20 protein-coding genes are annotated in these 25,669 nt (G+C 64.5%); 12 read left to right on the top strand and 8 right to left on the bottom strand.

Annotated features, from left to right (window positions below; translation table 11 throughout):
- Positions 1–84 precede the first annotated feature (84 nt).
- From ccoG to U5822_RS13635, 5 genes are read left to right on the top strand one after another with little or no spacing between them, the layout of a single operon-like run.
- A complete protein-coding gene (gene ccoG, locus U5822_RS13655) occupies positions 85–1,512 on the top strand; it encodes a cytochrome c oxidase accessory protein CcoG (protein WP_322856165.1) in 1,428 nt (475 codons plus the stop codon).
- Positions 1,513–1,558: 46 nt separating this feature from the next.
- A complete protein-coding gene (locus tag U5822_RS13650) occupies positions 1,559–2,074 on the top strand; it encodes a FixH family protein (RefSeq protein ID WP_322856164.1) in 516 nt (171 codons plus the stop codon).
- Positions 2,071–4,524 (top strand): heavy metal translocating P-type ATPase, encoded by a 2,454-nt coding sequence (locus tag U5822_RS13645; RefSeq protein WP_322856163.1) that lies wholly within the window; start codon positions 2,071–2,073, stop codon positions 4,522–4,524. Before U5822_RS13650 ends, U5822_RS13645 begins: the two co-directional genes overlap by 4 nt.
- 36 nt (positions 4,525–4,560) lie before the next feature.
- Positions 4,561–4,815, top strand: a complete 255-nt coding sequence (ccoS, locus tag U5822_RS13640; protein WP_375171811.1) for a cbb3-type cytochrome oxidase assembly protein CcoS — start codon at positions 4,561–4,563, stop codon at positions 4,813–4,815.
- Entirely contained in the window at positions 4,812–5,501 is a 690-nt protein-coding gene (locus U5822_RS13635) for a sulfite exporter TauE/SafE family protein (protein ID WP_322856162.1), read from the top strand. Before ccoS ends, U5822_RS13635 begins: the two co-directional genes overlap by 4 nt.
- Before the next feature lie 28 nt (positions 5,502–5,529).
- Here U5822_RS13635 and ttcA read toward each other — a convergent pair whose 3' ends face one another.
- The gene (ttcA, locus tag U5822_RS13630; RefSeq protein WP_322856161.1) at positions 5,530–6,444 is read right to left on the bottom strand and encodes a tRNA 2-thiocytidine(32) synthetase TtcA; all 915 of its coding nucleotides are present in this window, start codon (positions 6,442–6,444) and stop codon (positions 5,530–5,532) included.
- 71 nt (positions 6,445–6,515) lie between these two features.
- Here ttcA and U5822_RS13625 point away from each other — a divergent pair, with 71 nt between their 5' ends.
- Genes U5822_RS13625 through U5822_RS13615 form a run of 3 tightly spaced genes read left to right on the top strand, consistent with a single transcriptional unit; the run spans position 6,516 to position 8,929 of the window.
- Complete coding sequence (locus tag U5822_RS13625) at positions 6,516–7,160, top strand: TetR/AcrR family transcriptional regulator (RefSeq protein WP_322856160.1); 645 nt, start codon at positions 6,516–6,518, stop codon at positions 7,158–7,160.
- Positions 7,161–7,187: 27 nt separating this feature from the next.
- On the top strand, positions 7,188–7,853 hold the full coding sequence (locus U5822_RS13620; protein WP_322856159.1) for a DNA-J related domain-containing protein: 666 nt from the start codon (positions 7,188–7,190) through the stop codon (positions 7,851–7,853).
- 44 nt (positions 7,854–7,897) lie between these two features.
- On the top strand, positions 7,898–8,929 hold the full coding sequence (locus tag U5822_RS13615) for a polysaccharide deacetylase family protein (protein ID WP_322856158.1): 1,032 nt from the start codon (positions 7,898–7,900) through the stop codon (positions 8,927–8,929).
- Positions 8,930–8,938: 9 nt separating this feature from the next.
- Here the strand turns inward: U5822_RS13615 and U5822_RS13610 are convergent, their stop codons facing one another.
- From U5822_RS13610 to U5822_RS13595, 4 genes are all read right to left on the bottom strand, one after another.
- The gene (locus tag U5822_RS13610; RefSeq protein ID WP_322856157.1) at positions 8,939–10,000 is read right to left on the bottom strand and encodes a MalM family protein; all 1,062 of its coding nucleotides are present in this window, start codon (positions 9,998–10,000) and stop codon (positions 8,939–8,941) included.
- Between the two features lie 32 nt (positions 10,001–10,032).
- Positions 10,033–11,658, bottom strand: a complete 1,626-nt coding sequence (locus tag U5822_RS13605) for an OmpP1/FadL family transporter (RefSeq protein ID WP_322856156.1) — start codon at positions 11,656–11,658, stop codon at positions 10,033–10,035.
- 38 nt (positions 11,659–11,696) lie between these two features.
- Complete coding sequence (locus tag U5822_RS13600) at positions 11,697–12,647, bottom strand: transporter (protein WP_322856155.1); 951 nt, start codon at positions 12,645–12,647, stop codon at positions 11,697–11,699.
- A 113-nt stretch (positions 12,648–12,760) separates the two neighbouring features.
- On the bottom strand, positions 12,761–13,561 hold the full coding sequence (locus U5822_RS13595; protein WP_322856154.1) for a C39 family peptidase: 801 nt from the start codon (positions 13,559–13,561) through the stop codon (positions 12,761–12,763).
- Positions 13,562–13,805: 244 nt separating this feature from the next.
- Here U5822_RS13595 and malT point away from each other — a divergent pair, with 244 nt between their 5' ends.
- Positions 13,806–16,562: an HTH-type transcriptional regulator MalT gene (malT, locus tag U5822_RS13590; protein WP_322856153.1), complete on the top strand. Its 2,757-nt coding sequence runs from the start codon at positions 13,806–13,808 to the stop codon at positions 16,560–16,562.
- A gap of 55 nt (positions 16,563–16,617) precedes the next feature.
- Here the strand turns inward: malT and U5822_RS13585 are convergent, their stop codons facing one another.
- Together U5822_RS13585 and U5822_RS13580 are read right to left on the bottom strand one after the other, a co-directional pair.
- On the bottom strand, positions 16,618–18,369 hold the full coding sequence (locus tag U5822_RS13585) for an N-acyl-D-amino-acid deacylase family protein (RefSeq protein WP_322856152.1): 1,752 nt from the start codon (positions 18,367–18,369) through the stop codon (positions 16,618–16,620).
- 104 nt (positions 18,370–18,473) lie between these two features.
- On the bottom strand, positions 18,474–18,794 hold the full coding sequence (locus U5822_RS13580) for a TraR/DksA family transcriptional regulator (RefSeq protein WP_322856151.1): 321 nt from the start codon (positions 18,792–18,794) through the stop codon (positions 18,474–18,476).
- Between the two features lie 184 nt (positions 18,795–18,978).
- On the opposite strand from U5822_RS13580, the gene U5822_RS13575 reads away from it, so the two are divergent.
- Positions 18,979–20,340 (top strand): sodium:solute symporter family transporter, encoded by a 1,362-nt coding sequence (locus U5822_RS13575; RefSeq protein WP_322856150.1) that lies wholly within the window; start codon positions 18,979–18,981, stop codon positions 20,338–20,340.
- Between the two features lie 27 nt (positions 20,341–20,367).
- Here the strand turns inward: U5822_RS13575 and U5822_RS13570 are convergent, their stop codons facing one another.
- Entirely contained in the window at positions 20,368–22,515 is a 2,148-nt protein-coding gene (locus tag U5822_RS13570; RefSeq protein WP_322856149.1) for a methyl-accepting chemotaxis protein, read from the bottom strand.
- A gap of 388 nt (positions 22,516–22,903) precedes the next feature.
- Here U5822_RS13570 and U5822_RS13565 point away from each other — a divergent pair, with 388 nt between their 5' ends.
- Both U5822_RS13565 and malK read left to right on the top strand, forming a co-directional pair.
- On the top strand, positions 22,904–24,517 hold the full coding sequence (locus tag U5822_RS13565) for an alpha-glucosidase family protein (protein WP_322856148.1): 1,614 nt from the start codon (positions 22,904–22,906) through the stop codon (positions 24,515–24,517).
- A 32-nt stretch (positions 24,518–24,549) separates the two neighbouring features.
- A complete protein-coding gene (gene malK, locus U5822_RS13560) occupies positions 24,550–25,665 on the top strand; it encodes a maltose/maltodextrin ABC transporter ATP-binding protein MalK (protein ID WP_322856147.1) in 1,116 nt (371 codons plus the stop codon).
- Positions 25,666–25,669: the final 4 nt, after the last annotated feature.

Here is a 25,669-nt window from a genome sequence, read left to right as displayed (position 1 = left end):
GTACCCGGCTCCGGGTACAGCCTAGAGAAGATCAGCAGACCCTCCGGGCCCGCGTTGCGCTCCATCCGTCATCGGGAGGTTTCGATGAGCAGTGAGATTCCGGTCAAGCAGATCGACCCGTCCTCTGAGCCCTCCAATAATAACCAGCCCAGAACCGTCGAGCTTTACGCCAGCCGCAAGAAAATCTACGTCAAGGAAGTGAAAGGCTTCTTCCAGCGTATCCGTAACGTCAGCCTGCTGCTGCTCATGGGCATGTACTTCCTGTTTGTCTGGCTGACCCTGGATGGCCAGCCCCTGATCCTGTTCGATCTGCCGGCCCGGGAATTTCACCTCTACGGCATCACTTTCTACCCCAAGGATTTTATTCTGCTGTCGGGGATGCTGATCATCGCCGCGTTCGGACTGTTCTTCATCACCACCCTGTTCGGCCGAGTCTGGTGCGGTTACACCTGCCCCCAGACGGTCTGGACCTTCATCTTCATGTGGGTCGAGGAGCGCATCGAGGGCAGCCGCAACCAGCGCATGAAGCTGGACAAGGCACCGCGCTCGGGCACCAAGATCCTGAAAAAATCCGCCAAGCATACGGTCTGGCTGCTCATTGCCCTGGCCACCGGCCTGACCTTCGTCGGCTACTTTTACCCCATTCGCGAACTGATCACCGATCTGTTCACCCTGCAGGCCAACGGCTGGGCTTACTTCTGGGTGGTGTTCTTCACCGCCGCCACCTACCTGAACGCCGGCTGGATGCGCGAACAGGTGTGCCTGTACATGTGCCCCTACGCCCGCTTCCAGTCGGTGATGTTCGATCCGGACACTCGGGTGGTGTCCTACGACCCCAATCGGGGTGAGCCTCGGGGTGGCCGCAAGAAAGGCGTGGATCCGGCCGAAGCCGGGCTGGGCGACTGTATTGACTGCGGCCAGTGCGTGCAGGTCTGCCCGACCGGGATCGACATCCGCGACGGGCTGCAGTACGAGTGCATTGGCTGTGCCCTGTGCATCGACGCCTGCGACGAGATCATGGACAAGATGGACTACCCGCGAGGGCTGATCCGCTACACCACGGAAAACGAGCTGGAAGGCAAAAGCTCCAAACTGATGCGCCCCCGCACCTTTGGCTACGGCGCGGTGCTGGGGCTGATGCTGGCGGCCATCGTGTTCACCATCGCCACCCGGGTCCCGGGTCAGATGGACGCGCTGCGGGATCGGGGGGCGCTGTTCAGCTTCAATGGTGAAGGCCGGGTGGAGAACTCCTACACCCTGAAGATCGCCAACATGACCGAAGTGCCGCAGACCTTCAGCCTGTCGGTGGAAGGCCTGGACGGGATCCGTATCCTGACCGATACCTCGGTGACCGTGCAGAGTGGCGAAAACCGCTCATTGCCCACGGTGGTCGATGTCGCCCCGGACGTGCTCACCCAGTCCAACAACGAGATCTTCTTCCGGGCCCGCTCGGACACCGACGAAACCCTGATCCTTGAAACTGAAAGCCGATTTGTCGGTCCAACGCGCTGATCCTGACGGCGCCGCGGCCCACCCTGTGTTAACGAGAATGACTGATATGACCGAGAAAACCCCCATCGCTCCCTGGTACCGGCAACCCTGGTTCTGGTTCCTGACCATTTTCCCGCTTGCCGCCATCGCCTGGTGCACGGTGATGATCATCGTCGCCTCCAACCTCGATGACACCATGGTCACCGATGACTATTCCAAGGAGGGGCGCGGCATCAACATGAACATCGCCCGCGACCAGAAGGCCGCCGACCTGGGCCTGGTCGCCGAGATGCGCTTCGTTGACCGTGCCATTGCCCTCGAGGTAAGCACCGACGACGGCCCGAGCAACTACCCCTACCTGGTACTGAACCTGTTCCATCCGACCCTGGCGGACCGGGACCGTACCATCCAGTTCCAGCGCACCGGCGACGGCACCTACAGCGGCAAGCTGCTGGAGGACCTGGACGGCCGCTGGTACTACGACCTGCGCGGCCCCGACAACGATTGGCGGCTGAAAGGCGAGGCCTGGCTGCCGGCCGAGAACGGCCTCACCGTCAGTTCAGAAGGCGCCGCCCAAGGGTGACAACCCTGGCGTGCTTCCACTGCGGTGAACCCGCCGCAGACCAGCCGGCCATTACCCTGGAGCTGGATGGGCAGCCCCGTCGTTTTTGTTGCCAGGGCTGCAAGGCGGTGTGCGAGACCATTCATCGGGAAGGCCTGACCGGGTTCTACCAGTTCCGGACGGAACCGGCGGTAACCCCCCGCAGGCTGTCCGATTCGGAGCTGGAACGGATCCGGGAACTGGATCACCCGCTGGCCCAACAGGCCTTCGTATCGCCGGTCCAGGGCGGCCAGGAGGCGCAACTGCTGATTGGCGGCATCACCTGCGCCGCCTGTATCTGGCTGCTGGAGAATCACCTGAAACTGCGCCCCGGTGTGCTGGGCTTTACCGTCAATCACACCACCCAGCGGGCGCGCCTGGTCTGGGCCCAGGACCAGGTCAAACTGAGCGATCTGCTGATCGCCATCCACGAACTGGGCTACAGCGCCCGCCCCTATCAGCCCGACGAGGCCGAACAGGCCTTGCGGGCCGAGCACCGCTCGATGCTGATTCGACTGGTGCTTGCCGGTATCGGCTCGTTCCAGAGCATGATGCTGGCGTTCCCGCTGTATTTTGAGATGGTCAACGACCTGTCCCCGGAGTTTGTCAGCTTCTTCCGCTGGTTCAGCCTGCTGATCGCCACGCCGGTGGTGTTCTACAGCGCCCGGCCGTTTTTCAGCAATGCCCTGAGGGACCTGCAGTCCCGGCACCTGACCATGGACGTGCCAGTGGCCATCGCCATCGGCCTGGCCTACCTGGCCTCGGCCTGGGTCACCGCCGTTGGCGGCGAAGAGGTGTACTTCGAATCCGTGTGCATGTTCACCTTTTTCCTGCTGCTGGGCCGGTACATCGAGGTCCAGGCCCGGTTCCGGGCCGGGCTGACCGGCAACGCCCTGGCCGGTTACCAGCCGAACGTGGCAAGCCGGGTCCAAAACCAGCAGGTCGAAGTGGTGCCCACCCATTCGGTGCAACCCGGCGACGTCATTCGCATTCGGCCCGGCGAGACCCTGCCGGTGGACGGGGAAATCGCCTCCGGCCAGTCCACCCTGAACGAGGCGGCCCTGACCGGCGAATACCTGCCGGAGACCCGGGTGCCCGGGGATCGGGTCCACGCCGGCAGCATCAACGGCGAGAACCCGCTGGATGTAAAAGTGCTGAAGGCCGGTTCCCAGACCCGGCTTTCCGGCATCATGCGCATCTTGGACCGGGTTCAGGCCGAGAAGCCGCCGGCGGCGCTGATGGCGGACCGGATGGCCGGCAAGTTCGTGGCCCGGGTCCTGATCCTGGCGCCCATCGTCTGGCTCGGTTGGTGGCTGGCCGGTGCCGACAACGCCTTCGACATTACCCTGTCGGTGCTGGTGGTTACCTGCCCCTGCGCCCTGTCGCTGGCGACTCCGACCGCCATCACCGCGGCCACGGTCCGGCTGCGTCGTCTTGGGTTCCTGCCCACGCGCGGCCACACCCTGGAATCCATGAACACCATTGATACGGTGATTTTCGACAAGACCGGGACCCTGACCCGGGGCGAATTGAGCCTGGTGGACTGCACGGTGGTGGGCAGCCAGGACCGGAGCACCTGCCTGGCCCTGGCCGCGGGTCTGGAGCAGTACTCCGAGCACCCGGTTGCCCGGGTCTTCCATCATCGGCGCGCCGAGGTGGTATCGGGGGTCGAAAACCACCTGGGAGGCGGGCTGTCCGGCGAGTTTGGCGGGCACAGGCTCTACATCGGGCACCGAGACTTTGTTGAACAACACACGGGCACGCCGGCCCCGGCCGCCGGCGCCAAGCACGCCGGCATGGAGATCTGGCTCGCCAGCGACACCGAATGGCTGGCCTGTTTCCGTCTGGACGACGAGCCCCGTCCAGACGCCGCCGCCGCCATCGACGCGCTGCGGCAACTTGGCATCCGCACCCTGCTGCTCAGCGGCGACCGCTCCGGGCACGTCGACCACATCGCCCGAACCCTGGGCATCGACGAGGCCATCGATCGGGCCTCGCCCGAGGACAAACTGGCGGTGCTGCAACGACTCGGCGACGAAGGCCGCCAGGTGATGATGGTGGGCGATGGCCTGAACGACCTTCCCTCCATGGCAGGCGCCGGCATCTCGGTGGCCATGGGCTCCGCCGCCGACCTGACGCAGTTGCACGCCGATGCGGTCCTGCTCAACGGGCAGCTGGCGCAGCTGGTCGAGGCGCTGAAAGCCAGTCGCCAGACCCGGAAGGTCATCCGCCAGAACCTGGTCTGGGCCCTGGTCTACAACCTCTGCGCCCTGCCCCTTGCCGCCGCCGGCCTGGTACCACCATGGCTTGCTGCCATCGGCATGTCCCTCAGCTCGCTCATCGTGGTGCTGAACGCCTTGAGGCTGGGCCGGGCCCCGACCGAGCCGCGGCATCCGCACAAACCCGCGGTTGGCGCAGAAGCCGTGTCCTGATACCTTAAACTGACGTGTTTTTCATGAGGTTCTGTCGTGCAAATCGTGATGATTCTGGTCCCGTTGGTGCTGATCGTCGTGGCCCTGGGCATCGTCCTGTTTTCCTGGGCGGTCAAGAATGGCCAGTACGATGACCTGGAGGGCCCGGCCCACCGGATCCTGTACGACGACGACAAGGACATGATTCCGGACGAGGCCCGCACCGATCGCCAACCGGGCCCCGCAGCTGACGAGTCAGACACCTCCGCTTCCGGGTCGGAGTCCGAGCAGGATCACCCGCCCCGCCAATGAGTCCGGACCTCTACCTGAGTTACCCCAGCGCCTTCCTGATCGGCCTGTTGGGCAGCACCCATTGCCTTGGCATGTGCGGCGGCATCAGCGCCTCGCTGTCGATGGCGCTGCCCGTGGGCAGTGGATTTCGCGTGCGCCAGACCACGATGCTGCTGGCCTTCAACGCCGGTCGCATTGCCAGCTACGCCCTGATTGCCGCGCTGATTGCCTTGTTGAGCACGACCGCGGTCAATCAATGGGCAGAGCTCGGGCCCATCCTGCGCACCCTGGCGGGCGTGCTGCTGATCATCATGGGGCTGTCGATGGGGCAATGGTGGCAGGGCATTCGCTACATTGAGCGGGTCGGCGCCCCGGTCTGGCAACGACTGTCGCCCCTGACCCGGCGCTTTCTGCCCGTGCAGGGACCGGGCCAGGCACTGGCCCTGGGCATGCTGTGGGGTTGGCTGCCGTGTGGTTTGATCTACAGCACCCTGGGGTGGGCGGCCCTGCAGCCCACCGTCGGATCGGCGGCGCTGACCATGGTGAGTTTCGGGCTGGGCACCCTGCCGTCCATGCTGGCAACCGGCTTCGCCGCCAGCCAGATCCAGGCACTGCGTGGGCAGTCCTGGTTCCGCAAGGCCGCCGGCGGCCTGTTGATTCTGTTCGGTCTGTGGACCCTGCCCTGGCTGGGCCTGATCGGGCACTAGGCCGGCCAGGGGCGCCGGCGCGGCCGCGCTAGAGGTTCAGAACGTCCAGCCGGCCGTAGTCCTGCTCGGGTGCCGGATCGGCAGTCTGCACCGCCTGGCGTTTGCCACCCAGACGCTCGCCCGCGCGGAAATCGTACAGATCGGTATCGGCCAGGTGCGACGGCTCGACGTTGCACATGGCCCGGAACATGGTCTCGAGCCGGCCGGGATGCTGTTTGTCCCAGGTCTGGAACATGTCCTTGATCACCTGGCGCTGCAAGTTTTCCTGGGACCCGCACAGGTTACAGGGAATGATCGGAAACTCCCTCAGGCTGGCGTAGCGGGCAATGTCCTTTTCCCGGCTGTAGGCCAACGGGCGGATTACGGTGTTGCGGCCGTCGTCGCTGTGCAGCACCGGTGGCATGGATTTGAGCTTGCCGCCGTAGAACATGTTCAGGAACAGGGTTTCCAGCAAGTCATCGCGGTGGTGCCCCAGGGCGATCTTGGTTACCCCGTGTTCCTCGGCGAAATTGTAGAGAATCCCACGGCGCAGGCGCGAGCACAGGCCACAGGTGGTCTTCCCTTCCGGGACCTTTTCCTTAACAATGCTGTAGGTGTCCTTCTCGATGATGTGGTACTCGATACCCAGGGCTTTCAGGTACTCAGGCAACACCTCTTCCGGAAAACCGGGCTGCTTCTGATCCAGGTTCACGGCGATCAGCTCAAAGGACACCGGGGCGCTTTTCTGCAGGTTGAGCAGAATGTCCAGCATGGCGTAGGAATCCTTGCCGCCGGAGAGGCAGCACATGACCTTGTCGCCGGCTTCAATCATCGAGAAATCGGCAATGGCCTGCCCAACCTCACGGCGCAGGCGCTTCTGCAGTTTGTTCAGCTCCAGCTTCTGTCGACGCTCAAGATCGACGGTTTGGGACGATTCGGGACTGGCACTCATTGCTTCGGGCATACCACAACGTTCAATGGATTGATGAGCGACGGATTATACGCATGACAAGGATTCAGGGACAGGATAGCAACATGGATAGTTCAGGAACGCCGCCGACAGGCTCCGGCAAACGCGAGCGCAACCGCATCCGCAACCGGACCGCCATCCTCGACGCCGCCCGGGCATGCTTTCGGGACCAGGGCTACGACAACACCACCATCCGGGACATTGTCCGACGCACAGACCTGGCCGCAGGCACGTTCTATAACTATTTCCCGAGCAAGCAGGACATCTTCACGGCCCTGCTGAGCGATTTCCTGACCCAGCTCAACCGCAGCCTGACGCAAAACCGGCGGGCCGCCGGTTCCAGCGAGGACTTCATCCACTCCGCCTACCTGGCGCTGTTCACCGCCACCGCCCGTGACCCCATGGTCTATGAGCTGGCCCATCACAACGACCGGGCCCTGCGGGAGCAGTTCGGGGCCGACCTGCTCGGCCTGACCATGCGATCGTTGGAGGAGGACGTGCGCGAGGCCATGCGCCGTGGCCTATTGCCGGAGCTCGACCACGGCTTCCTGTGCTCGGCTTTCTTTGGCGTGGCCTACGAAATGAGCCTGGTGGTCGCCCGCCGGGCCCACGAAAATCCCGGGCAGGCCGCGCAGGAAGCCCTGCAGGCAACCCGCTTCTCAACGGCACTGTTTCTCGGCGGTATCCCGCAGGTGTCGGCCCTTCCCTGAAGCGCACGACTCCCCTACCATTAAGACATGACCGATTCGCCGACTGTCCGCCCCACACCCGGGGCGGACGCCCGTTACGACGACCACGTACTGGAACAGCAGATCCAGCATCTGCTGGTGGCCGTGGAGCACGAACTGCGCCGGGCCCCGACCGGGCTTAGCGAACTGGCGCTGATCAAGTCGCTGCAAAAGGACCCCTGGAATCTCATTGGCAAGGTCTGCTTCGACGATCCGGAAAAACTCTACCCGGTGCACTTCCTGCTGTTCCACACCGTGTACCGGCTCCGCGACCAACTGCATGAACACGGCGAGTCCCTGAGCATATCGCCCCTGTCCATTCGCATTGACAGCCAGTCCGTGGTGGGGGGCGAGGGTTTGCCGGATCACACCGACAAGCTCCGGGAGTTCTACCTCGACCTGTCGCAATACCGGATGTCCGACGACGCCATCCTGCGCATGATGGATGACTTCTGGGCCGGACGTCACAGCGCCAACCCCGACCGCGAAGAAGCCCTGGACGCGGCCCAGCAGCTGGGATTCGACCAGGTTCCGGACGATTTCCCGGAGGTGAAAAAACGGTTTCGGCGCGCGGTGATGCAGGCGCATCCGGATCGGGGCGGCGACACCGAGACCATCCAGACACTCAACCAGGCTTTTGCCGTGCTCAAGGCCCACTTCCGGCCCTCAGATTAAGCCCGGCCTCACCGGGCCATCATCACTCAACGAAAGGAAACGTCATGGTTCTGCAGAGACTTCTGAAACCGCTCACAGGTCTGGCTCTAGGGTGCGCCGCGCTGCCATCCCACGCCGACCTGGTCGTGCTTCAGTACCACCACATCAGCGACTCGACCCCGGCCGCCACCAGCACCTCGGTTTCCCTGTTCGAGGAGCAGATGGCGATGATTGCCGACCTGGGGCTGGCGGTGGTGCCCCTGGCGTCCGGCACCGAAGCCGCGCTGAAGGGTGACGATGATGCAGCCAACCAAGTGGCCTTGACCTTCGACGACGCCTACGATTCGGTCTACCACACCGCTGCCCCCATCCTGGCCGCTCGCGATTATCCGTACACCATCTTCGTCAACACCGACGCCGTCGGTGGCCACGGCTACATGACCTGGGAGCAAATCCGGGAACTGCAGGCCGACGACAAGGTGACCATCGCCAACCACAGTGCCGATCATGGCCACCTGGCGCGCAAGCCGGGCGAAGGGGAGGCGCAGTGGCAGCAGCGCATCGAACACAGCCTGGATTCGGCCCAGGCGACGCTGGAGCAGCAACTGGGCGCCACCACCCCGCTGTTTGCCTACCCCTACGGTGAATTCGATCGCGCGCTGGAAGGCGAACTGGCGGACCGGGGCTGGTTCGGCTATGGCCAGCAATCGGGCCCGATCGGGGCCACCTCGGCGGCCACCCGACTGCCGCGATTCCCCATGGCCAACGCCTACGGCCAACTGAACAGCCTGCCCGACAAACTGCAAAGCCAGGCCTTGCCGGTGGATGCCAGCCAGTTGCCCGACGGGGTGATGACCGACAACCCGCCGGTGCTGTCGTTCGAGCTGCCCGCCGCTCTGTCCGAAGGCCACCTGACCTGTTTCGCGTCGGGTCAGGGCCGAATCGATTTCCGGACCGCCGGTGACCGGATCGAGGTCCAGGCTCCCGAGGCCTTCAATAGCCGGCGGTTCCGTTACAACTGCACCCACCCGGCCGGGGACGGGCGCTTCTACTGGCTGTCGCAGCAATGGTTGGATCTGAGTCAGCCTGAGGACTGACGCCAGGCTTCAGTCCGACCCGGCCATGCGCAGGCCGAGCTCGCCCCGGGTGACGTGGGGGATGGCCTTCGGGCCCCGGCGGGTTTCCAGCACGGTTTGCCCGACCAGGTCTTCATCCCGGGTGAAGACCACCAGCCAGCGCTCGCCCTGACCCGGGAACACCGGCACCCAGGCTTCCAGAAAGCCCCGCCGGCTCCAGGTTTCCGGGGTGAACGGGCTGACCAGGTCGGTCACCAGCCGCACCGGCTTGAGGTTCCGGTCGAGGAACACCAGGGAGGGTACGAACACGCCATCGTCGGCGTAGGAGCGCAAACGCAGGATGAAGTCGGGACGGTCTGCCAGCCCGGACAGGGCGATGGCGTGGTAGGGGCTGCGCCCGCTCAGGAAATCGTGCCAGGGCGAGGCCTCGTCGAGGTCGATGCCGAACTCGCTGGCCTCGTGCCAGTCTTCGTGGTCGTCGGTATCCAGAGCGGCGCAACACGTGGCGCTGAAGCGCTCCAGGAAATCGCCGCCCGAATCGATGCCCAGTACCGCAAAGGCATCGGGCTCCCCTTCAGGTGCGGTGCGGACCGGGGCGCTGCCGGCCTTGGCGTGATAGACACTGGCCGGCGTCAATTCGACGGGCGCCGGCGCCCGGCCCTTGTCGGCGTCCGAGCGGGTATCGGGCTGGAAGTAGCTGACCCTGAGGTTGCCCTCCGAATCCCGCCAGGTGAAATACGGCTGGCGCTGCCCCGGCCGGATGTACCCGTCTTTGGCCAACTGGCTGGCGTCGGGGTAATTCTCGAGGGTGTATTCGGAGGCGTCGGCGTCGCCCTCCGGGCCAGTCCGGGAGGGCGTCCGGGCGGTGTCCGGCGACCGGGCCCGGGCCGACTCGGCCACGGGCGGCTCCGGCTCGGACGCCCGCTTCTGCTCCGACTTGGCGATGGGGGAATGGCGCACCCGGCCCTGTTCGTCGACCCAGGTAAAATACCCCTCGCGATCCGACACCGTGGATCCGCCCACCTGGCACCCGGCCAGGACGGCGGTAACCAGTAGCCATGCCGACGATGTCATCCGTGCACGTATGGTCATGCGGTCGACCTGCCCCTTCAACGCCCCCAGGTTCAGAATTTGGTCCGGAAGCTCAGGCCGGCCATGACCACCCGCAGGGAGGTCTTGATGTCCAGCCCGGCGTAGGGGTTGTAGATGATGTTGGTGATGTTGTCACAGTTTACGTTACAGCTGGTGTCCGCCGGAATGCTTTCGATTGACTGCAAATAACTCAGGTTCATGTCGATCTGTGTGTCCTTGTCCCAGCGGTAGCCCATGCCCACGCTGTACAGGTTGGCGCCGCCGAACGGTGCCATGATCGAACGCTGGTCATCGGGAATGACCGAATCCCGGATTTCCACCCCGGCCCTGAGATCAAGCCGCGACGAGGCGTGGAACTCGGCGCCGAAGGCCCAGTTCCACTGACTCTTGAAGCCCAGTGGCAGGCGCAGGGTGCTGGAGGTGGCGTTTTCCGGCGACAGGATCTTGGCCGCGTTGAGGAATTCCAGGTTGCGGTCGAACCGGAAGACGAAGGCGTCCCATTGGGCGTAGTCGGTCCAGCCGACATCGGCGTTCAGGGTCAGTCTCGGGTGCACATCCACGCTGATACCGGTCTGGAAGTGCTGGGGATAGGTCAGGTCCATGCTGACATTCCCGGCCTCCCGGGGCGCCCCGGACGGCAGGCTGAGAATGGCCGAGGTGATGGCGCCCAGAACCGAGCCGTTCAGTCGTTGCCAGAACCCGGACCAGTCGTCGGTGTATTCGATCTCGAAGGTCCCCTTGAGGTTCATGTCCGCTTCGGAGGTGTAACTCGCCCCCCAGCTGAACCAGTCCGTGGGCTCCCACATCACGCCAACCGCGTAGGTTGGCGACAGGGTCTCCTGAACGTTGATGCTGAGCGCCCCGATGTCGTCCCAGGGCCCGATGTTGCCGCCACACAGGGCAATCCAGGGCTGCAGCGGCTCGTCGCCGCTTTCACAGTTGAAGGCGTCCTGGAGGATTTCCGCCACCCCCAGCAGCATGTTCGGGGCGCGCATGTACTGGTCGGCGGCAATGCCCATGTGGGACAGATGGATGCCGGCGCCCACCGACCACTCGTCGTTGATCTCGTAGCCGATGGTCGGTGATAGGTAGGTGGTGCGCTGCAGCGCGGTGGCCTGAGGCTGGTACCGGCCCGGGTCGTCCTTGTCGCGGTAGAAACCGGCCGCCAGCGGCAGGTAGAAGGCGTTGGCAAAGGTCAGCTTGGACCCCGGCGGGTTGATGCTGACGCCGGCCGAGGGCGCCACCGCCGGTCCGGGAGGCGCCCGCAGGATGCCATAGCCGGGCACGTACAGGGCCACGTTGTTGGTGTGACTGTGGGTGTTGGCGACCGGATCCTTCTGCTTGCCGGTCACCGGATCGGTGGCCAGGCCATCGATGCCGAAGATCTCGTAGCCGTCGGGCGCGTGGAAATCGGCGTCGATATCGAGGTAAACGCTCATCAGGTTTACCTCAAGCTGGCGGTCATCCAGCTTGGTGAGGCCGGCCGGGTTGTAATGGATGGACAGGATCCCCGGGGGATCGGCCGTCACCGCATTGCCCAGCGCCAGCGCCTTCGGATGGATGGTCAGGTTCTGCGCCAGCTGGGCCTCGGCACCACACGAGATGGTCGAGGCGATCAGCGCCGCGAGAATCCGCCGTTTGGGGCTGTTGTGTACCATGGAGTCCTTCCCTTCCCGTAAATCGTCGACGGCGCCAATCACTCTTTCAGGCCGGAGAAATTAATGGGCAGGGACACACCCAGGGAAAAGTCCGGGGCATCCTCGGTCAGGCCGATACCAAGGCTGGTGTTCACGATGGTGGTGTCGCTGACGCGGGTACCGAGCGACATGCTGAGAAACCCGGTCATCTGGTCCTGGGCGACCGCTTCACTGCCATCGCTGAAGGTCAGGATGGTTTCGTCGTTGTAGCTGAGCTGGGCGGAAATGCTCAGGGAGATGTCGTAAGACAGGGAGTAGGCAAAGCCGGCCGAGCCGGACAGGCCGAATCCGGGGTCAACCTCCACCAGCCGGCGGGCACCCCGAACCTGGTCCAGGTCATCCACCGGCAGGTTGTAGGTGGCACTGACGGAGCCGAACACCACCACCGGGTCCAGTACCTTCGACAGGCTGACACCACCGGACAGTGAGTAGTAACCGCTGCCGGTGGACAGCTGCTCGTTGATGTCGATTTCGTAGGGACTGACCCCGGTTTTGGTGGTGAAGGTGCTGAACAGGGTGGTCGACATCTTGCCGGGGACATAGGCAAACGGCTGCCAGCGGCCGGTGAAGGAAATGTCGCCGAAATCGTAGACGGTGAGTTCGTCCTGGGAGTCGTACTTCACCACCAGCGGCACCCGGGTACCGACGGTCAGGTTGTTGAGCAGGCCGTAGTCGTAGGAGAAGGCGTTGGTGAAGCTGTGGGTGGCGGACGGCACCACATCCAGGTTGCGCACCGAGCCATCGGTGATCGCCAGATCCACCCGCTGGTCGGCGGTGTAGGAATAGTCGAAGGAGTAGGTCAAGGCGTGGGTGCCTTTCTTCTGCAGCGAATAGTTCTTCTCCGCCGCCTGGAACACCTGCTCGAGCTGGCGCGAGGAATCCTCGTCGCCTTCCTGCTTGGCGAGGGCTTCCCGCGCCTGGTCCACACTTCCCTCCTGCGCCAGGGCCATGCCCGGAAGCAGTCCTGCCGTGGAAACAAGGATAACGCCTCGCACAAACCAACGATTCATCCTGACTCCCTTATTCTATTTGTCGTGTCCTGGTCCGGAACTGACCCGGAAAATTAGTGGCGACGGTAGTGCAATTGTTTTCGGGTGTTTTCCACACTGCCGTCGGGATTGTTCTTCTGCCGCTCCAGCACGTTCTGGATGCGTCTGGCGGTCGCCTCGTGAAATTCCGGAATGCGGTCGAGCGCAAACAGGGTCATGGTCTGGTCGTCCACGAAGCGCAGGTCTTCCTCTTTCAGTTCCAAGTTGTCCAGTGGCGTGTCGCTGCCGGGGAAGACAATGAACAGCACGTTGTCGTCCCACTTCTCCTCGAATTCGGCCACGGGAAACGAGATGTTGCCCACCGCGGGGTCAGCCAGGTAGGCCCGGCCGTCCCGTATGGTTCGCAGTACCACGAAGTGCTTAAAACCGGCGTGTTGGATGGGCACGATGGCGGGGTGGTCGAGATCCCTGAGGTCGTCGATGGTGGCGCGGAAACCGCCGGAGGGGTAACCGAGGGCCGTCACCAGCCGTTTCATGTCGAGCATCGAGAACGCGCGTCGCTCGACGATCCGCTCGCTTTCCCCGTAATGGAGCAACCCTTCCATGACCTGACGTTCGGACAGGTTGCGGCCAAGGTAGAAGTTCAACACCGTGGTCAGCGCCGCGCTGCCGCAACTGTAGTCGTAGGCCTGACGCACGATGTTGCGGTACTTCTGCTCGACCAGCGGCTCAACCCGGACATCGGAACGCAACAACACCGGTCCGGCGTCAACATCCTGCTCGATGACGATCGTGCCCTTGTCGATAGGCTCCACCACCGTGGCTTCCTGCGCTATCGTGAAGGTGAGAATGGATCCGGCGAGCACCAGCAGCATGTCAGACGAAGTTCCTGTTTTTATTGGCTATGACACTGATCGGGTTACACGTTGTTACGGTAAGATACAGAAAAGCCCCGGCCCTAAAAGATAACTGTGCCTCAAATCTGTCGGCGCGGAGTCGCGGCCAAAAACCCTTCTGAGAACTGGTTCAAGGCTTGGCGGCCCGGGGCCAAAAGTTGACGCCCATTGCCAAAGCCGGTATCAACGCGGATGAGCTCTCCACTTCCAGATGCAGATCCTGATGACAACAACACTCAAGCCAGGACCCCTTACCTTTATTTCCGCCAAGATCACCGCCCCCGAGGCTCCGCCCGCCCTGCTGCCCCGGGAGCGGTTCACCGACGGGCTCCAGGACCTGGACGCCGTCAAGTTGCTGTTGGTGCATGCGCCGGCCGGCTACGGCAAGACCACGACCGTGGCCGAACGCCTGGACGCGCTCAATCTGGCGGCAGCCTGGTACCGGCTGGAGGCCAGCGACAACCAGCTCAGCCAGTTTGGCGGCTACCTGGTCCACAGCCTGGACCGGGCCACCGCCGGTGGCTGTGCGGCGACCCTGAACACCCTGCAGACGGCAGGTTTTGACTCCCTGGAAGCTTTGCTGACAAGCCTGCTGGCTGAGCTCGAATCCTGGGACTCGCCCCTGATGCTGGTGCTGGATGACTACCACCTGATCGACAACCCGGACATCCACGGCGCCCTGCGCTTCCTGCTCCGGCACCTGCCGGCCAGCCTGCGGCTGGTGCTGGTGACCCGGACCCTGCCCCCCATCGGCGTCGCCCAGCTTCGGATGCAGGGCCGGATGACCGAGATCACCAGCCGGGACCTCGCGTTCGCGGCCGACGAAGCCCAGGCCTACCTGGAGCGGCGGTTACCCTTCGAGGTGTCGCGGGAAAGCATCGAACGCGCCGTGCGTCGGGTGGAAGGCTGGATCTCGGCGCTGCAGCTGTTGTCCGCGTCGGCGGCCACCAGCACTGATTTCAATGAGTTTGTCGACCAGCTGGAGGTGGGCAATCAGCACATCTTCGATTACTTCGACGAACTGGTGGGCCAGACCCTGACCGATCAGCAACGCCGGTTCCTGCTGCGCACCAGCATCCTGGACCGCTTCAATGCCGGCCTGGTGATGCGGGTCATGGATGACACCGACGGTCAGGCGCTCTTGAGCAGCCTGCTGTCCATGGGGCTGTTCATCGCCCCGGTCGATGCCTCGGCCTTGTGGTTCCGCTACCAGCCGCTGTTTTCGGTGTACCTGCGCCATCTGCTGACCTGCACCACCGAGGAAAACCGGCGCGAACTGCACCAGCGCGCCGCCGACGCCTGGCTCGAGCTGGACCACGCCGAGGAAGCGGCCCGGCACGCCGTGGCCGCGGATGATCCGGACCGGATCAACCAGGTGCTGCGCCTGCACGGCCGCAAGTTCTTCACCGAGGGCCAGTTCAGCCTGCTGCAACGCTGCCTGGACGCCTTGGCCCAGGACCAGATTGCCGAGGACCCGACCCTGACCCTGCTCCGGGCCTGGGTCGCCCAGGGCCAGTACCGTTTTGACGAAGTCGAGAACTGGCTATCCGCGGCCGAGACCCGGCTGCAGGCGTCCCTGAGCGAGGACACCCAGAAGGCGGTGCACGGTGAATTCAGTGCCATTCGAGCCCAGGTCGCGATGAATTACGGTGACGGCGACCGGGCCCTGGCCCTGGCCCGCGAGGCCATCGAGCAGGAGGCGCGCTACCTGCCCACCTCCCGGGTGGCGGCGGCGTCGGTCATTGGCGAGGCGCTGTTTGTGCGCGGTGAGCTGGAGGAAGCGATGGCGCGGATGCAGGACACCGAGCACCTGGCCCGCGCCCACCAGGCACACCAGAACGTGCTCTGGGCGCTGTGCCAGCAGAGTGAAATCAGTGTTGCCATGGGCCTGCTGCAAAAGGCCTACAACGTGCAGGAACGGGCCTTCCAGTACGCCGAGGAGAACCAGCTCAACCACCTGCCGATCCTTGAGTTCCTGTTCCGTATCCGCAGCCAGATCATGTGGGAGTGGCACCACCTGGAAAGCGCCGAACGCTGCGCCCTGCAGGGCATTGAAATTCTCGAGGCCCAGGGCGAACGCTGGTACGTGCAGAGCTACACGACCCTCGCCAAGGTGGCCCAGGCCCGGGGCCGGCAGTCCCTGTGTGCCGACTACATCGGCAAGATCCAGAAGATGCTGGCCGCCGGTGACTACCACCTAGACTGGGTCGCCAATGCCCACGCCACCATGCTGTCCTACTGGGATGCGGTGCGCGACCAGGAAGCCATCCAGCGTTGGCTTACCGTGGCGCCCGAGTGCGATCCGGACGCCGCCACCAACCACTTTTACCAGTGCAACGGCCGGAACCGGGCCCGGGCCCTGATGAGCCTGGGCCGTTGGGCCGACGCCCAGCCCCTGCTGGAGTCCCTGGTCCGGGTTGCCCGGCAGTTGGGTCTGAACACCGACCTGAACCGCAACCACATCAGCCTGGCCTACCTGTACTGGCAGCAGGAACAGCGGGAGCCGGCCCTGGCGCAACTGACCCAGGCGCTCGAGCTCGCCAGCACCACCGGCGCGGTCGGCAGTTTCCTGCGTCTGGGCAAGGTGCTCATTGTCATGCTCAAGGCGCTGATCAACGAGGGCACCCTGGCAGGCATGGAGCTGCAGCGGGCCGAGCGACTGATCCAGTTGGCCCAGCAACAGCGGGATTTCAGCCGGGCCATCCGGATCTCCCTGGACGAAGCCATCATTCAGGACATCATCGATCGGCCGGACGTGCCCGAGCTGATCCGCACCTCGCCCCTGACCCGTCGGGAGTGGCAGATCCTCAGTCTGATCCACGCCGGCCTCTCCAACGACCAGATCGCCGAGCACCTGAAGGTTGCCTCAACCACGGTGAAAACCCACATCCGCAGCCTGTACCAGAAGCAGAACATCAGCCACCGCTCCGAAGCCATCGAACTGGCCAAGGATCTGTTGAGCAAGATTCAGGGTGAATGATGGGCCAGGATGGTGCCGGACAGCGCCGGCATGGGTTTGGTAGAAGCGATGGTGGTCACGATCCGCCTCTCGTCGCTGGCAAGAATTGACCAAAGCCCGTCACCGTTCCGAGTTCGGGCGTCAGTTGTTCGTCAGTGACCGCGGCCCGGCCATTGATCAGCACGTGTTTTACACAACCCGGCACCCGATTGACCATGCGTTGCAGGTCAAAATTCTCCATCTCCGCCCAGTGCACCTGTTCGAGGTCCTGCGCCAGCCCGGCCGGATCCAGCACCGTGACATCGGCCCGGTCACCCTCGCGGATATGGCCGGCGTCAATCCCCAGCCAGTCGGCCTGCTCGCCGGTGACGCGATGCACCGCCCGCTCCAGGGACATCACCGGTTTGCCAGCCCGCTCACTGTCCAGCACCAGTTTGAGGAACCGCAGCGGCAGGTTGTAGAAGGCCATGTTGCGGATGTGGGCACCGGCGTCGGAAAAAGTGATCAGGGCGTGGGGGCTTTTTACCATCCGTCGCAGGCGGTCTTCCCGGTGGTTGCCGATGACCGTAAACCAGCGCAGCGCCCGACCGTGGGCCACCACCATGTCCAGGAAGAAATCCACCACATGGACGCCACGCTCGGACGCCAGCTCGGCGAAATTGCGTCCGACCAGGCTCCGGTCCGGGCAGTCGAGGACAATGGCATCGCCGAAATCCCGCTGCCACACCCGGGGCGACAGCTTCTCCTTGTAGAACTTCCGAAAGGTGCGGCGGTAGCCCTCGTCTTGCAGCAGTTCGTTGCGCTCCAACTGATCGCGCACATCCAGGGCCATTTCACCGGCCCCGAACTCCTCGAACAGCACGATGTCCATGCCGTCGGCGTAGATCGCGAAGGGGGTCGGCAGTAGCTGCCAGCGAAAGTTGCCGCGCAAGGCGTTGGCGATCCAGCCCACCAGGTTGGCCATGGGCCGGACCGTGGGATTGCCCTTCAGGTCGATCATGGCAATCAGGGTGGTTTTCAGGGGCTTGCGGAACCAGCCCAGGGTCTCCCGCAGATACTGGGTCACCTGCAGCGGGTTGGCGGCGTTGGGCGCGCCCTGGTGCACCCGACCGTACCGGCGCAACAGGCGATTCAGGCGGCTGACCTCGCGCCAGCGGGCGTAGGTGCTGGGCAGGCTCTTGGACCATTCGCGGTCGCCATCGACCTTGTCCCACTTCAGGCACATGGTCGACAGGCCCAGAAACCCCACCTGCAGCGCCTCCTCCAGCAGTTGCTCCATGCGGTGCATTTCCTCGGCCGTGGGGCTGACCGACCGGTCGGTGGACCGGTGCAATCCCATGACCGCCACCCGCAGGTCACTGTGGCCGAGAAAACTGATCACGTTCGGCCCCAGGGGGTGCTGGCGGATAAAATTCAACCAGCCGGCCGGAGTGCGCCAGGCCTTGTGCTCACGCAGGATCGGCAGCACCTTGTCCCGGGGCACGGTTTCGACCCGGGTGAAGATGTCGGAGGCATCCTCAGCCTCGGCACAAACCATGCTCAGGGAACAGCTGCCGATCAGCACCGTGGTGACCCCGTGACGAACCGATTCGGACAGTGACGGCGAGACGATCAGCTCGGCGTCGTAATGGGTGTGGGTGTCCAGAAATCCGGGCGTTACCCAGCAGCCGCTGGCGTCAATCACCCGGTCGGCAAGCGACGGATCCGGCTCGGAATTGAACACGCGGGCGATCTTGCCATCGCTGATGGCGACGTGGGCGATGCGCGAAGGGGCGCCGGTGCCATCGAAATAGCGGCCACCCAGGATCAAGGTGTCGTAACGGTTCATGGCGACGATCTCCGGTTTTGTTGTTGTTATGCCAAACCAGTCTATCCGTCACCCGAAATGTTTGCTGCCTTTTTGTTGAGACGGACGTCTCAGCCAGGCGACCGTCATTCGCCGGCGCAGTCCACGCACAGGGTGGTGTAAGGCAGAACCTGCAGGCGACGGGGATCGATGGCCTCGCCGCAGGCCTCGCACTCATCGCCCAGGCCATGTTCGATGCGCTCCAGGGCCCGTTCGATCTGAGCCAACTCCTCGCGGGTCTCGGTCTCCAGCGAGTCGACCACTTCGTCGTTCTGAGTCTGGGTGGCCTGTTCCTCGAAATCCTTGTCCAGGGCACCGTCCTCCCGGTGTTGATGGGCTTCAAAGCGGGTCAGTCTGGCTTTCAAATCTGCCCGCAGGGTCTCAAGTTCTGCTTTGCGATTCGTCATTCGACGCCTCCTTCGAGCGATTGGCCCGTTCGCACAGCCATTCCGGCTTATTCTTCAAGCATAAGCCGGTCTCGGCGCCGATGCCCGTCTAATTTATCTGGGGCGGCACGAGGGTGCCCGCCGGTCGCCGTCTGGCCCTCGATATGGCACTATTGCCAGCCCTGTCACCGGCGGAGACCAACCCATGATCTACACCACAGTGGCGGCCCTGGCCGCAGCACTGCTTGTTTTCACCTGGCTGGGGCTGCGCGCCCGACTGGCGGATGGCGGCCTGGACGACTATGTCACGGCCCGCAACAGCCAGGGCGCCCGCGCCCTCGGACTGTCCTTCCTGGCCTCGGGCATGGGCGGCTGGATTCTGTTCGCGCCGCCGGAAGTGGGCGCCCTGGTTGGCCCCATCGCCCTGGCCGGCTACGCCCTGGGCGCCGCCCTGCCGTTCCTGGTGTTTGCCTTCTGCGGGCCGGCCATCCGCCGTTTCCTGCCGGAGGGCCGCAGCATCGGCGAGTTCGCCCAGGCCTGTTACGGCAACCGGGTACGGCACTATGTGTCGCTGATTTCCGTGCTCTACATGCTGTGTTTTCTCACCGCCGAGCTGACCGCCATTGGCGCCATCACCGCCATGCTCTCGGGCATCAACGGTAATCTGGTGGTGCTGGGCGTCGCCATCACCACGCTGATCTACACCGCCTGGGGTGGGCTGCGGGCCAGCATTGTCACCGACCAGTGGCAGGCCTTCCTGTTGATCGGCCTGTTGGCCATTGTCGGTTTCGTTGGTTTTGGCCAACTGCCGGAACTGTCCGCGGCGCGGCTGCCGGAGGTGCCTGCCGCCAGTGCCCTCAGCGTGGCGCTGACCCTGGTGATTGCGGTCACCGCCGCCAATCTGTTCCATCAGGGCTACTGGCAGCGGCTCTGGTCGGCGCGGGACACCGGCAGCCTGAGCCGGGGCGCGATGCTGGGGGGCGTGATTACGGTCATCGTGGTGGCGCTGGTGGGCGGCCTTGGCATCCTGGCCGCGCTCAGTGGCACCGACCTGGGCAACCCGCCCATCCCGTTTTTTGCCCTGCTGAACGAGGCGCCGGCCTGGCTCGCACTGCCGGCCCTGGTGCTGGCCATTACCCTGGTGGCGTCCTCGGTGGACACCCTGCAGAATGCCCTGGCCTCTCTGGCGGTGACGGAAAAACGCGGCCTCAGTCTGAGCGCGGCGCGCTGGATCACCGTCGCGCTGATGGTGCCGGTGGTTCTGGTGGCGCTTCAGGGCATTTCGGTGTTGCGGCTGTTCCTGATCGCGGATCTGCTGTGCGCCACCGCCGTCCTGCCGGTGCTGCTGGGGCTCTGGTCCCGCATGACCACCACCGCCGCCATCCTGGGCGGGCTGGCCGGCCTGGTCGGCGCCATCCTGCCCGGCTGGATTGCCGGCGGCTCGGTCCTGGCCGGTCTTGAGGCCGCCAGTTTCCCGGGCAGTATTCCGACCCTGATGCCCTTCGTGGGCGCCCTGGTCGGTTCCGGTGTGGTCAGCGTGCTGATCGCCCTGACCCGCCCGAGGTAATTGCGGGCCTGAGCCCGCCACCCGGGCTCAGGCCACTTCCGCCGACACCTGGAACTGACCGGTCAAGCGCTGCAGCTTGTTGGCCGAGGCCTGGGTCCGCTCCGAACTCAGGGTCAGTTGCTCGATCACCCCGTTCATCACCGAGGCGCTCTCTGCCACACCCGAGGTCTGGGCACTCTGCTGGTGGTTGGTGTCCTCAATGCCGGAGATGGCCCGGAACAGCTTTTCCACCATGTGATGCAGCGCCGAATTGTCGTCGGCGGCGGCTTCGGCCTTGGCCAGCCGCTCTTCCATTTCCGTCATGCCCTCTTCCATGGTGATGACCGCGCGCCGGGTTTCCTCCTGCACGCCCGCCAGCCGCTCCCCGATGTCCTTGGTCGCCTGGGACGTGCGGCTGGCCAGTTGACGGACCTCGTCCGCCACCACGGCAAAGCCACGCCCGGACTCGCCGGCGCGAGCGGCTTCGATGGCGGCGTTGAGCGCCAGCAGGTTGGTTTGTGCGGCAATGTCGTTGATCACCAGCGCGGTCTTGCTGATTTCCTCGGTGCGGTCGTTGGCGGCCCGAATGCCTTCCGCCGACCGGTTGACCACGTCACGGATGCTCTGGGTTTCCTGGCTGACCCGGGCAAACTGGGCCCGCGCCCGCTCCACCACTTCCTCCATGCTCGAGCGCATTTCCTGGGCCGTGGTGGAGGCGTTGCGGATTTCATTGCCCTGCTCGGCGGCGCCGCGCAGCATGTCGTCGATGTGATTCAGCACCTCGCGAATGCGCTCGTCCGCCAGCCGGTTCTGGGTCATCAGCTGGTCACTGGCCTGTCGGGAATCGTTGGCCAGACTGATCACCTGGCCGACCATGCCGTCCAGGCTGTCGATGAAACTGTTGATCCAGCGCCCCAGGTCACCGGTTTCATCCCGGCGCATGCGCGCCAGATCCATGCGCTGGCGCAGATTGCCACCGCCCTCGGCAATATTGCGGATGACATCCGCCATGGCCCCCAGTTTTTCCGACAGCGGGCGGGTCGAGGACACCCGGAACAGCGCCACCAGGGCCAGGGCCGCCAACCCGTTGACTGTGCCCTCGAGCCAGAGCGGCACGCCACTCCAGGCCAGGGCAAAATTGATGGCCCACAGCAACCCCACCAGCAGAGTCAGGCGGGCCGACAGGCGCCAGGAGATGGATCGGCGCCGGTAGACCTCCTCCAGATCGCCCTCGCACATCATGCCCCAGCGGTCCGGTGACCCGGGCATCTGGAAGGTTACGCCCTTGCCGATCACCGGAATGTGCCGGTAATCGGAGTAGCCCGGGTACTTCACATAGAGGTTCTCACCCCGGGCGATGGTTTCCCGCACCCCGGGGTGCAGCTGACCGGTGGCCGGATCGGTAAAGCGGATCTCGAATTCGGTGTGCTCGCGCACGCCCACGGTGCCAAAACCGGTGCGAATGCCGTCCTTCAGGTTGTCGCCGTGGCTGAAGGTGGCGTCCTCGAACCGGGACCGGGACAGCGCAGTGCCGGTGCGGATACTGGGATCGAAGGTGCTGTCGATCATGAACAGGTAGTTGTCGCCGGATTCCTCGAACACGTGGCCGGCTTCGCGCTGGATCAGGTCACTCATGACGTCGTTCGGAATCCGCGCGCACAGCGCCGCCGGGCGGTCGTCGGCCAGACGCAGGGGCTGGTAGAACATCAGGGTGACGGCGTCGTGGAAACGGGAGGTGGTGGCGCCCAGGCCCTGGGTGACCGGGTCACGATACGGGCCGTGCAGCAAACGGGACTGCAGACCGGTTTCCACCGCCTTGGCCGGCAGGTCGCGCTGGCCCCGGCGGCCGCTGGCCGAGGACTCCAGCACCGAGCCGTCGTCACCGATCACAAACAGTTCGGAAATCTCCCGCAGCCGCCCGGCGGCGGACTGCACCAGTTCGCGAACGGCGTCCTCATCCTGCCCGTCAAGCCGGCCGGCCAGGGACTCCAGGAACGACCACTTGTGTTCGGCCCAGGCAATCAGGGCGTCGCGCCGGGTCCGCGCGATGCTCTCGAAAATCTGTTCGTTGGTTTGGTACATGCCGCGGTTCAGGAAACAGGACCAGCCCATGGCCAGTTTTCCCGTAGCCCCCCAGACCGGCAGCCAGCTGCGCTCCGCGCTGGTCAGTTTCATGGCATCGCTTTTCAGGGTCATCGTCTACACCTCCAGACCGTACATCGGCGCCGCGTCGCCTCAAGGCGCGTCGGTCGCATCGGATCAGAAGAGGTCGCTTGCAAGGTTCAGGCCGCCCCGGGGCGGTGTTCCTGGGGCCGGCGGCCGCAGCCAGCGCACCGGAAACAGGCGCACTGATTACCGGACAACCAGACCGCGCACCAAAAGCGTGCGTGACCGATCATCCGGCACTTCCTGGACCCTGGAGTGTGCCCCGGAGTGGAACCGGGCCCGGGCCCTCCGCCCGGCTACGCCCCCTCCTCCCCCGGACTACGCCAGCAAAAACTCGGGCAGGAGGATGCCCCCTGGCCAGGTTCATCCCAGTATGGAGTGAACCACCCTTTCACCACCGGAAACCAAGTGAGGCAGCATGAACAATAATCCGGACTGGTGGCGCGGCGCCGTCATCTACCAAGTTTATCCACGCAGTTTTTACGACTCGAACGGCGACGGCATCGGCGACCTGCCCGGCGTGACCGCCAAGCTGGACTACATCGCCAGCCTGAACGTCGACGCCATCTGGCTGTCGCCGTTTTTTACCTCGCCCATGAACGACTTCGGTTACGACGTGGCCGACTACCGGGGCGTGGATCCGATCTTCGGCACCCTGGAGGATTTCGACGAACTGGTGGCGCAGGCGCACCGACGCGGCCTGAGGATCATGATCGACCAGGTACTGAGCCACTCCTCGGACCAGCACGCCTGGTTCAAGGAGAGCCGCGCCGACCGCAGCAACGCCAAGGCCGACTGGTACGTCTGGGCCGACCCGAAGCCGGACGGCACGCCGCCGAACAACTGGCTGTCGGTGTTTGGCGGGCCGGCCTGGGCCTGGGACAGCCGCCGCAAACAGTATTACCTGCATAACTTTCTAGCCAGCCAGCCCGACCTGAACTTCCACAACCCCGAGGTCCAGGACCAGATGCTGGCCGACGTCCGGTTCTGGCTGGACCGGGGCGTGGACGGGTTCCGCCTGGACGCGGTCAACTTCTGCTTCCACGATCCCAAGCTGCGGGATAACCCGGCCAGCAACGCCGTGGCCGAGGGCTCGATCGGCGTGCGCAAGGAGAATCCCTACGCCTACCAGTATCACAAGTACGACAAGACCCAGCCCGAGAACCTGGCGTTCCTGCAGCGCCTGCGGGCCCTGCTGAATGAATACCCGGGCACCACCACGGTCGGCGAGATCGGCGATGACCATTCGCTGCAGACCATGGCCGATTACACCCGGGGCGGCGACAAGCTGCACATGGCCTACTCCTTCGACCTGCTGACCGAGGAGCATGGCGCCGCCTTCTTCGAGAACACCGTGCGCACCATCGAGGACAAGCTCACCGATGGCTGGCCCTGCTGGGCCATCGGCAATCACGACGTGGCCCGGGTCGCCAGCCGCTGGCAGGCCGGTTCGGACCAGCAGTTGAAGGCCTACATGGCCATGCTGCTGACCCTCAGGGGCAGCGTCTGCCTCTACCAGGGCGAGGAGCTGGGCCTGACCGAGGCCGAGTTGCGGTACGAAGACCTGGTCGACCCCTACGGCATTAACTTCTGGCCGGAATACAAGGGACGCGACGGCTGTCGCACGCCCATGGCCTGGGACCCGACGCTTGCTCACGCCGGCTTCTCGAATGCACGCCCCTGGCTGCCGGTTTATGATGAACACCTGACTGCGGCCGTATCGGTGCAACAGCAGCGAGAGGACTCGGTGTTGGCGGCCTACCAGGCGTTCCTGGGCTGGCGCAAACACCAGGAAGTGCTGCTCAAAGGCGACATCGACTTCCTCGAGAGCCCGGACGACACCCTCGTCTTCACCCGCAGCCTGAACGGGGAGCGGTTGTTGGTGGCCCTGAACCTGAGCGATCACGCCGCCCGCATCGACTTGCCCATGGCCGGCACCCCGGTTGCTGACGCGCCCGACTTTGTCGGCGGTCAGTGGCAGGGCACCACTCTGAACCTGGAGCCCTGGGGTGTCGACATCGCCCGGCTCTGAGATCCAACAGACCCAACAAGAAGAGTCCAGTTATGGCCAGCGTTACCCTACGCAATATCTGCAAAAGCTACGATGAGACCCAGGTGACCCGCAATGTGAACCTGGACATTCAGGACGGCGAATTCGTGGTGTTTGTCGGCCCCTCCGGGTGCGGCAAATCCACCCTGTTACGGATGATCGCCGGGCTGGAGGAAATCACTTCCGGCGACATGTACATCGGCAACGACCGGGTCAACAACCTGCCCCCCAAGGAACGGGAAGTGGGCATGGTGTTCCAGTCCTATGCCCTCTACCCGCACATGGACGTTGCCGAGAACATGGCGTTCGGGCTGAAACTCGCCAAGACCCAGAAGGCCGAGATCGACCGCCGGGTGCAAGACGCCGCCAACCTGCTGCAACTGGACAAGCTGCTGGCACGCAAGCCCAAGGACCTGTCCGGTGGCCAGCGTCAGCGGGTCGCCATCGGCCGCACCATCGTGCGCGAGCCGGCGGTGTTCCTGTTCGACGAACCCCTGTCGAACCTGGACGCCTCGCTGCGGGTCCAGATGCGCATCGAGATTTCCAAGCTGCACAAGCGCCTGGGCGCCACCATGATCTACGTCACCCACGATCAGGTGGAAGCCATGACCATGGCCGACAAGATCGTCGCCCTGGACGGCGGCGCCATCGCCCAGGTGGGCAAGCCCATGGAGCTCTACCATTACCCGGCCACCCAGTTCGTCGCCGGCTTCATTGGCTCGCCCAAGATGAACTTCATCCAGTGCCAGGTAGAAGCCGCCAGCAGCCAGAAAGTGACCGTCCGGCTCGCCGGCGACCACCGCCTTGAGCTGCCGGTGAACGGCGCCAACCTGTCAGACGGCGAGACGGTGACTCTGGGCGTGCGCCCGGAACACCTGCGCGACAGTGAGGAGGCGGACATGTACCTGCAGGGCGAGGTGCAGGTGGTCGAGCGGCTGGGCTACCAGACCCTGGTCCACCTGGAAGTGGACCAGGTGGACGGGGTTCTGACCATGCGCACCGACGGCGGCAACCCGGTTCAGGAAGGCGCGGCCATGACCCTGGGCCTGAACGCCAACAAGTGCCATTTGTTCCGCGCTGACGGTACCGCCTGCCCGCGTTTGTACCAGGAGCCATGCCTGGACTTCTGATTCG

The organism is Marinobacter qingdaonensis, assembly GCF_034555935.1.
Classification (GTDB): Bacteria; Pseudomonadota; Gammaproteobacteria; order Pseudomonadales; family Oleiphilaceae; genus Marinobacter; species Marinobacter qingdaonensis.
This window is presented reverse-complemented; position numbering and strand designations above follow the sequence as displayed.

Bases quoted from the DNA above. Each gene is read 5' to 3' on its own strand.
- ccoG (WP_322856165.1), top strand. From the start codon at position 85: ATGAGCAGTGAGATTCCGGTCAAGCAGATCGACCCGTCCTCTGAGCCC.
- U5822_RS13650 (WP_322856164.1), top strand. From the start codon at position 1,559: ATGACCGAGAAAACCCCCATCGCTCCCTGGTACCGGCAACCCTGGTTC.
- U5822_RS13635 (WP_322856162.1), top strand. From the start codon at position 4,812: ATGAGTCCGGACCTCTACCTGAGTTACCCCAGCGCCTTCCTGATCGGC.
- ttcA (WP_322856161.1), bottom strand. From the start codon at position 6,444: ATGCCCGAAGCAATGAGTGCCAGTCCCGAATCGTCCCAAACCGTCGAT.
- U5822_RS13625 (WP_322856160.1), top strand. From the start codon at position 6,516: ATGGATAGTTCAGGAACGCCGCCGACAGGCTCCGGCAAACGCGAGCGC.
- U5822_RS13620 (WP_322856159.1), top strand. From the start codon at position 7,188: ATGACCGATTCGCCGACTGTCCGCCCCACACCCGGGGCGGACGCCCGT.
- U5822_RS13615 (WP_322856158.1), top strand. From the start codon at position 7,898: ATGGTTCTGCAGAGACTTCTGAAACCGCTCACAGGTCTGGCTCTAGGG.
- U5822_RS13610 (WP_322856157.1), bottom strand. From the start codon at position 10,000: ATGACCATACGTGCACGGATGACATCGTCGGCATGGCTACTGGTTACC.
- U5822_RS13605 (WP_322856156.1), bottom strand. From the start codon at position 11,658: ATGGTACACAACAGCCCCAAACGGCGGATTCTCGCGGCGCTGATCGCC.
- U5822_RS13600 (WP_322856155.1), bottom strand. From the start codon at position 12,647: ATGGCCCTGGCGCAGGAGGGAAGTGTGGACCAGGCGCGGGAAGCCCTC.
- U5822_RS13595 (WP_322856154.1), bottom strand. From the start codon at position 13,561: ATGCTGCTGGTGCTCGCCGGATCCATTCTCACCTTCACGATAGCGCAG.
- malT (WP_322856153.1), top strand. From the start codon at position 13,806: ATGACAACAACACTCAAGCCAGGACCCCTTACCTTTATTTCCGCCAAG.
- U5822_RS13585 (WP_322856152.1), bottom strand. From the start codon at position 18,369: ATGAACCGTTACGACACCTTGATCCTGGGTGGCCGCTATTTCGATGGC.
- U5822_RS13580 (WP_322856151.1), bottom strand. From the start codon at position 18,794: ATGACGAATCGCAAAGCAGAACTTGAGACCCTGCGGGCAGATTTGAAA.
- U5822_RS13575 (WP_322856150.1), top strand. From the start codon at position 18,979: ATGATCTACACCACAGTGGCGGCCCTGGCCGCAGCACTGCTTGTTTTC.
- U5822_RS13570 (WP_322856149.1), bottom strand. From the start codon at position 22,515: ATGACCCTGAAAAGCGATGCCATGAAACTGACCAGCGCGGAGCGCAGC.
- U5822_RS13565 (WP_322856148.1), top strand. From the start codon at position 22,904: ATGAACAATAATCCGGACTGGTGGCGCGGCGCCGTCATCTACCAAGTT.
- malK (WP_322856147.1), top strand. From the start codon at position 24,550: ATGGCCAGCGTTACCCTACGCAATATCTGCAAAAGCTACGATGAGACC.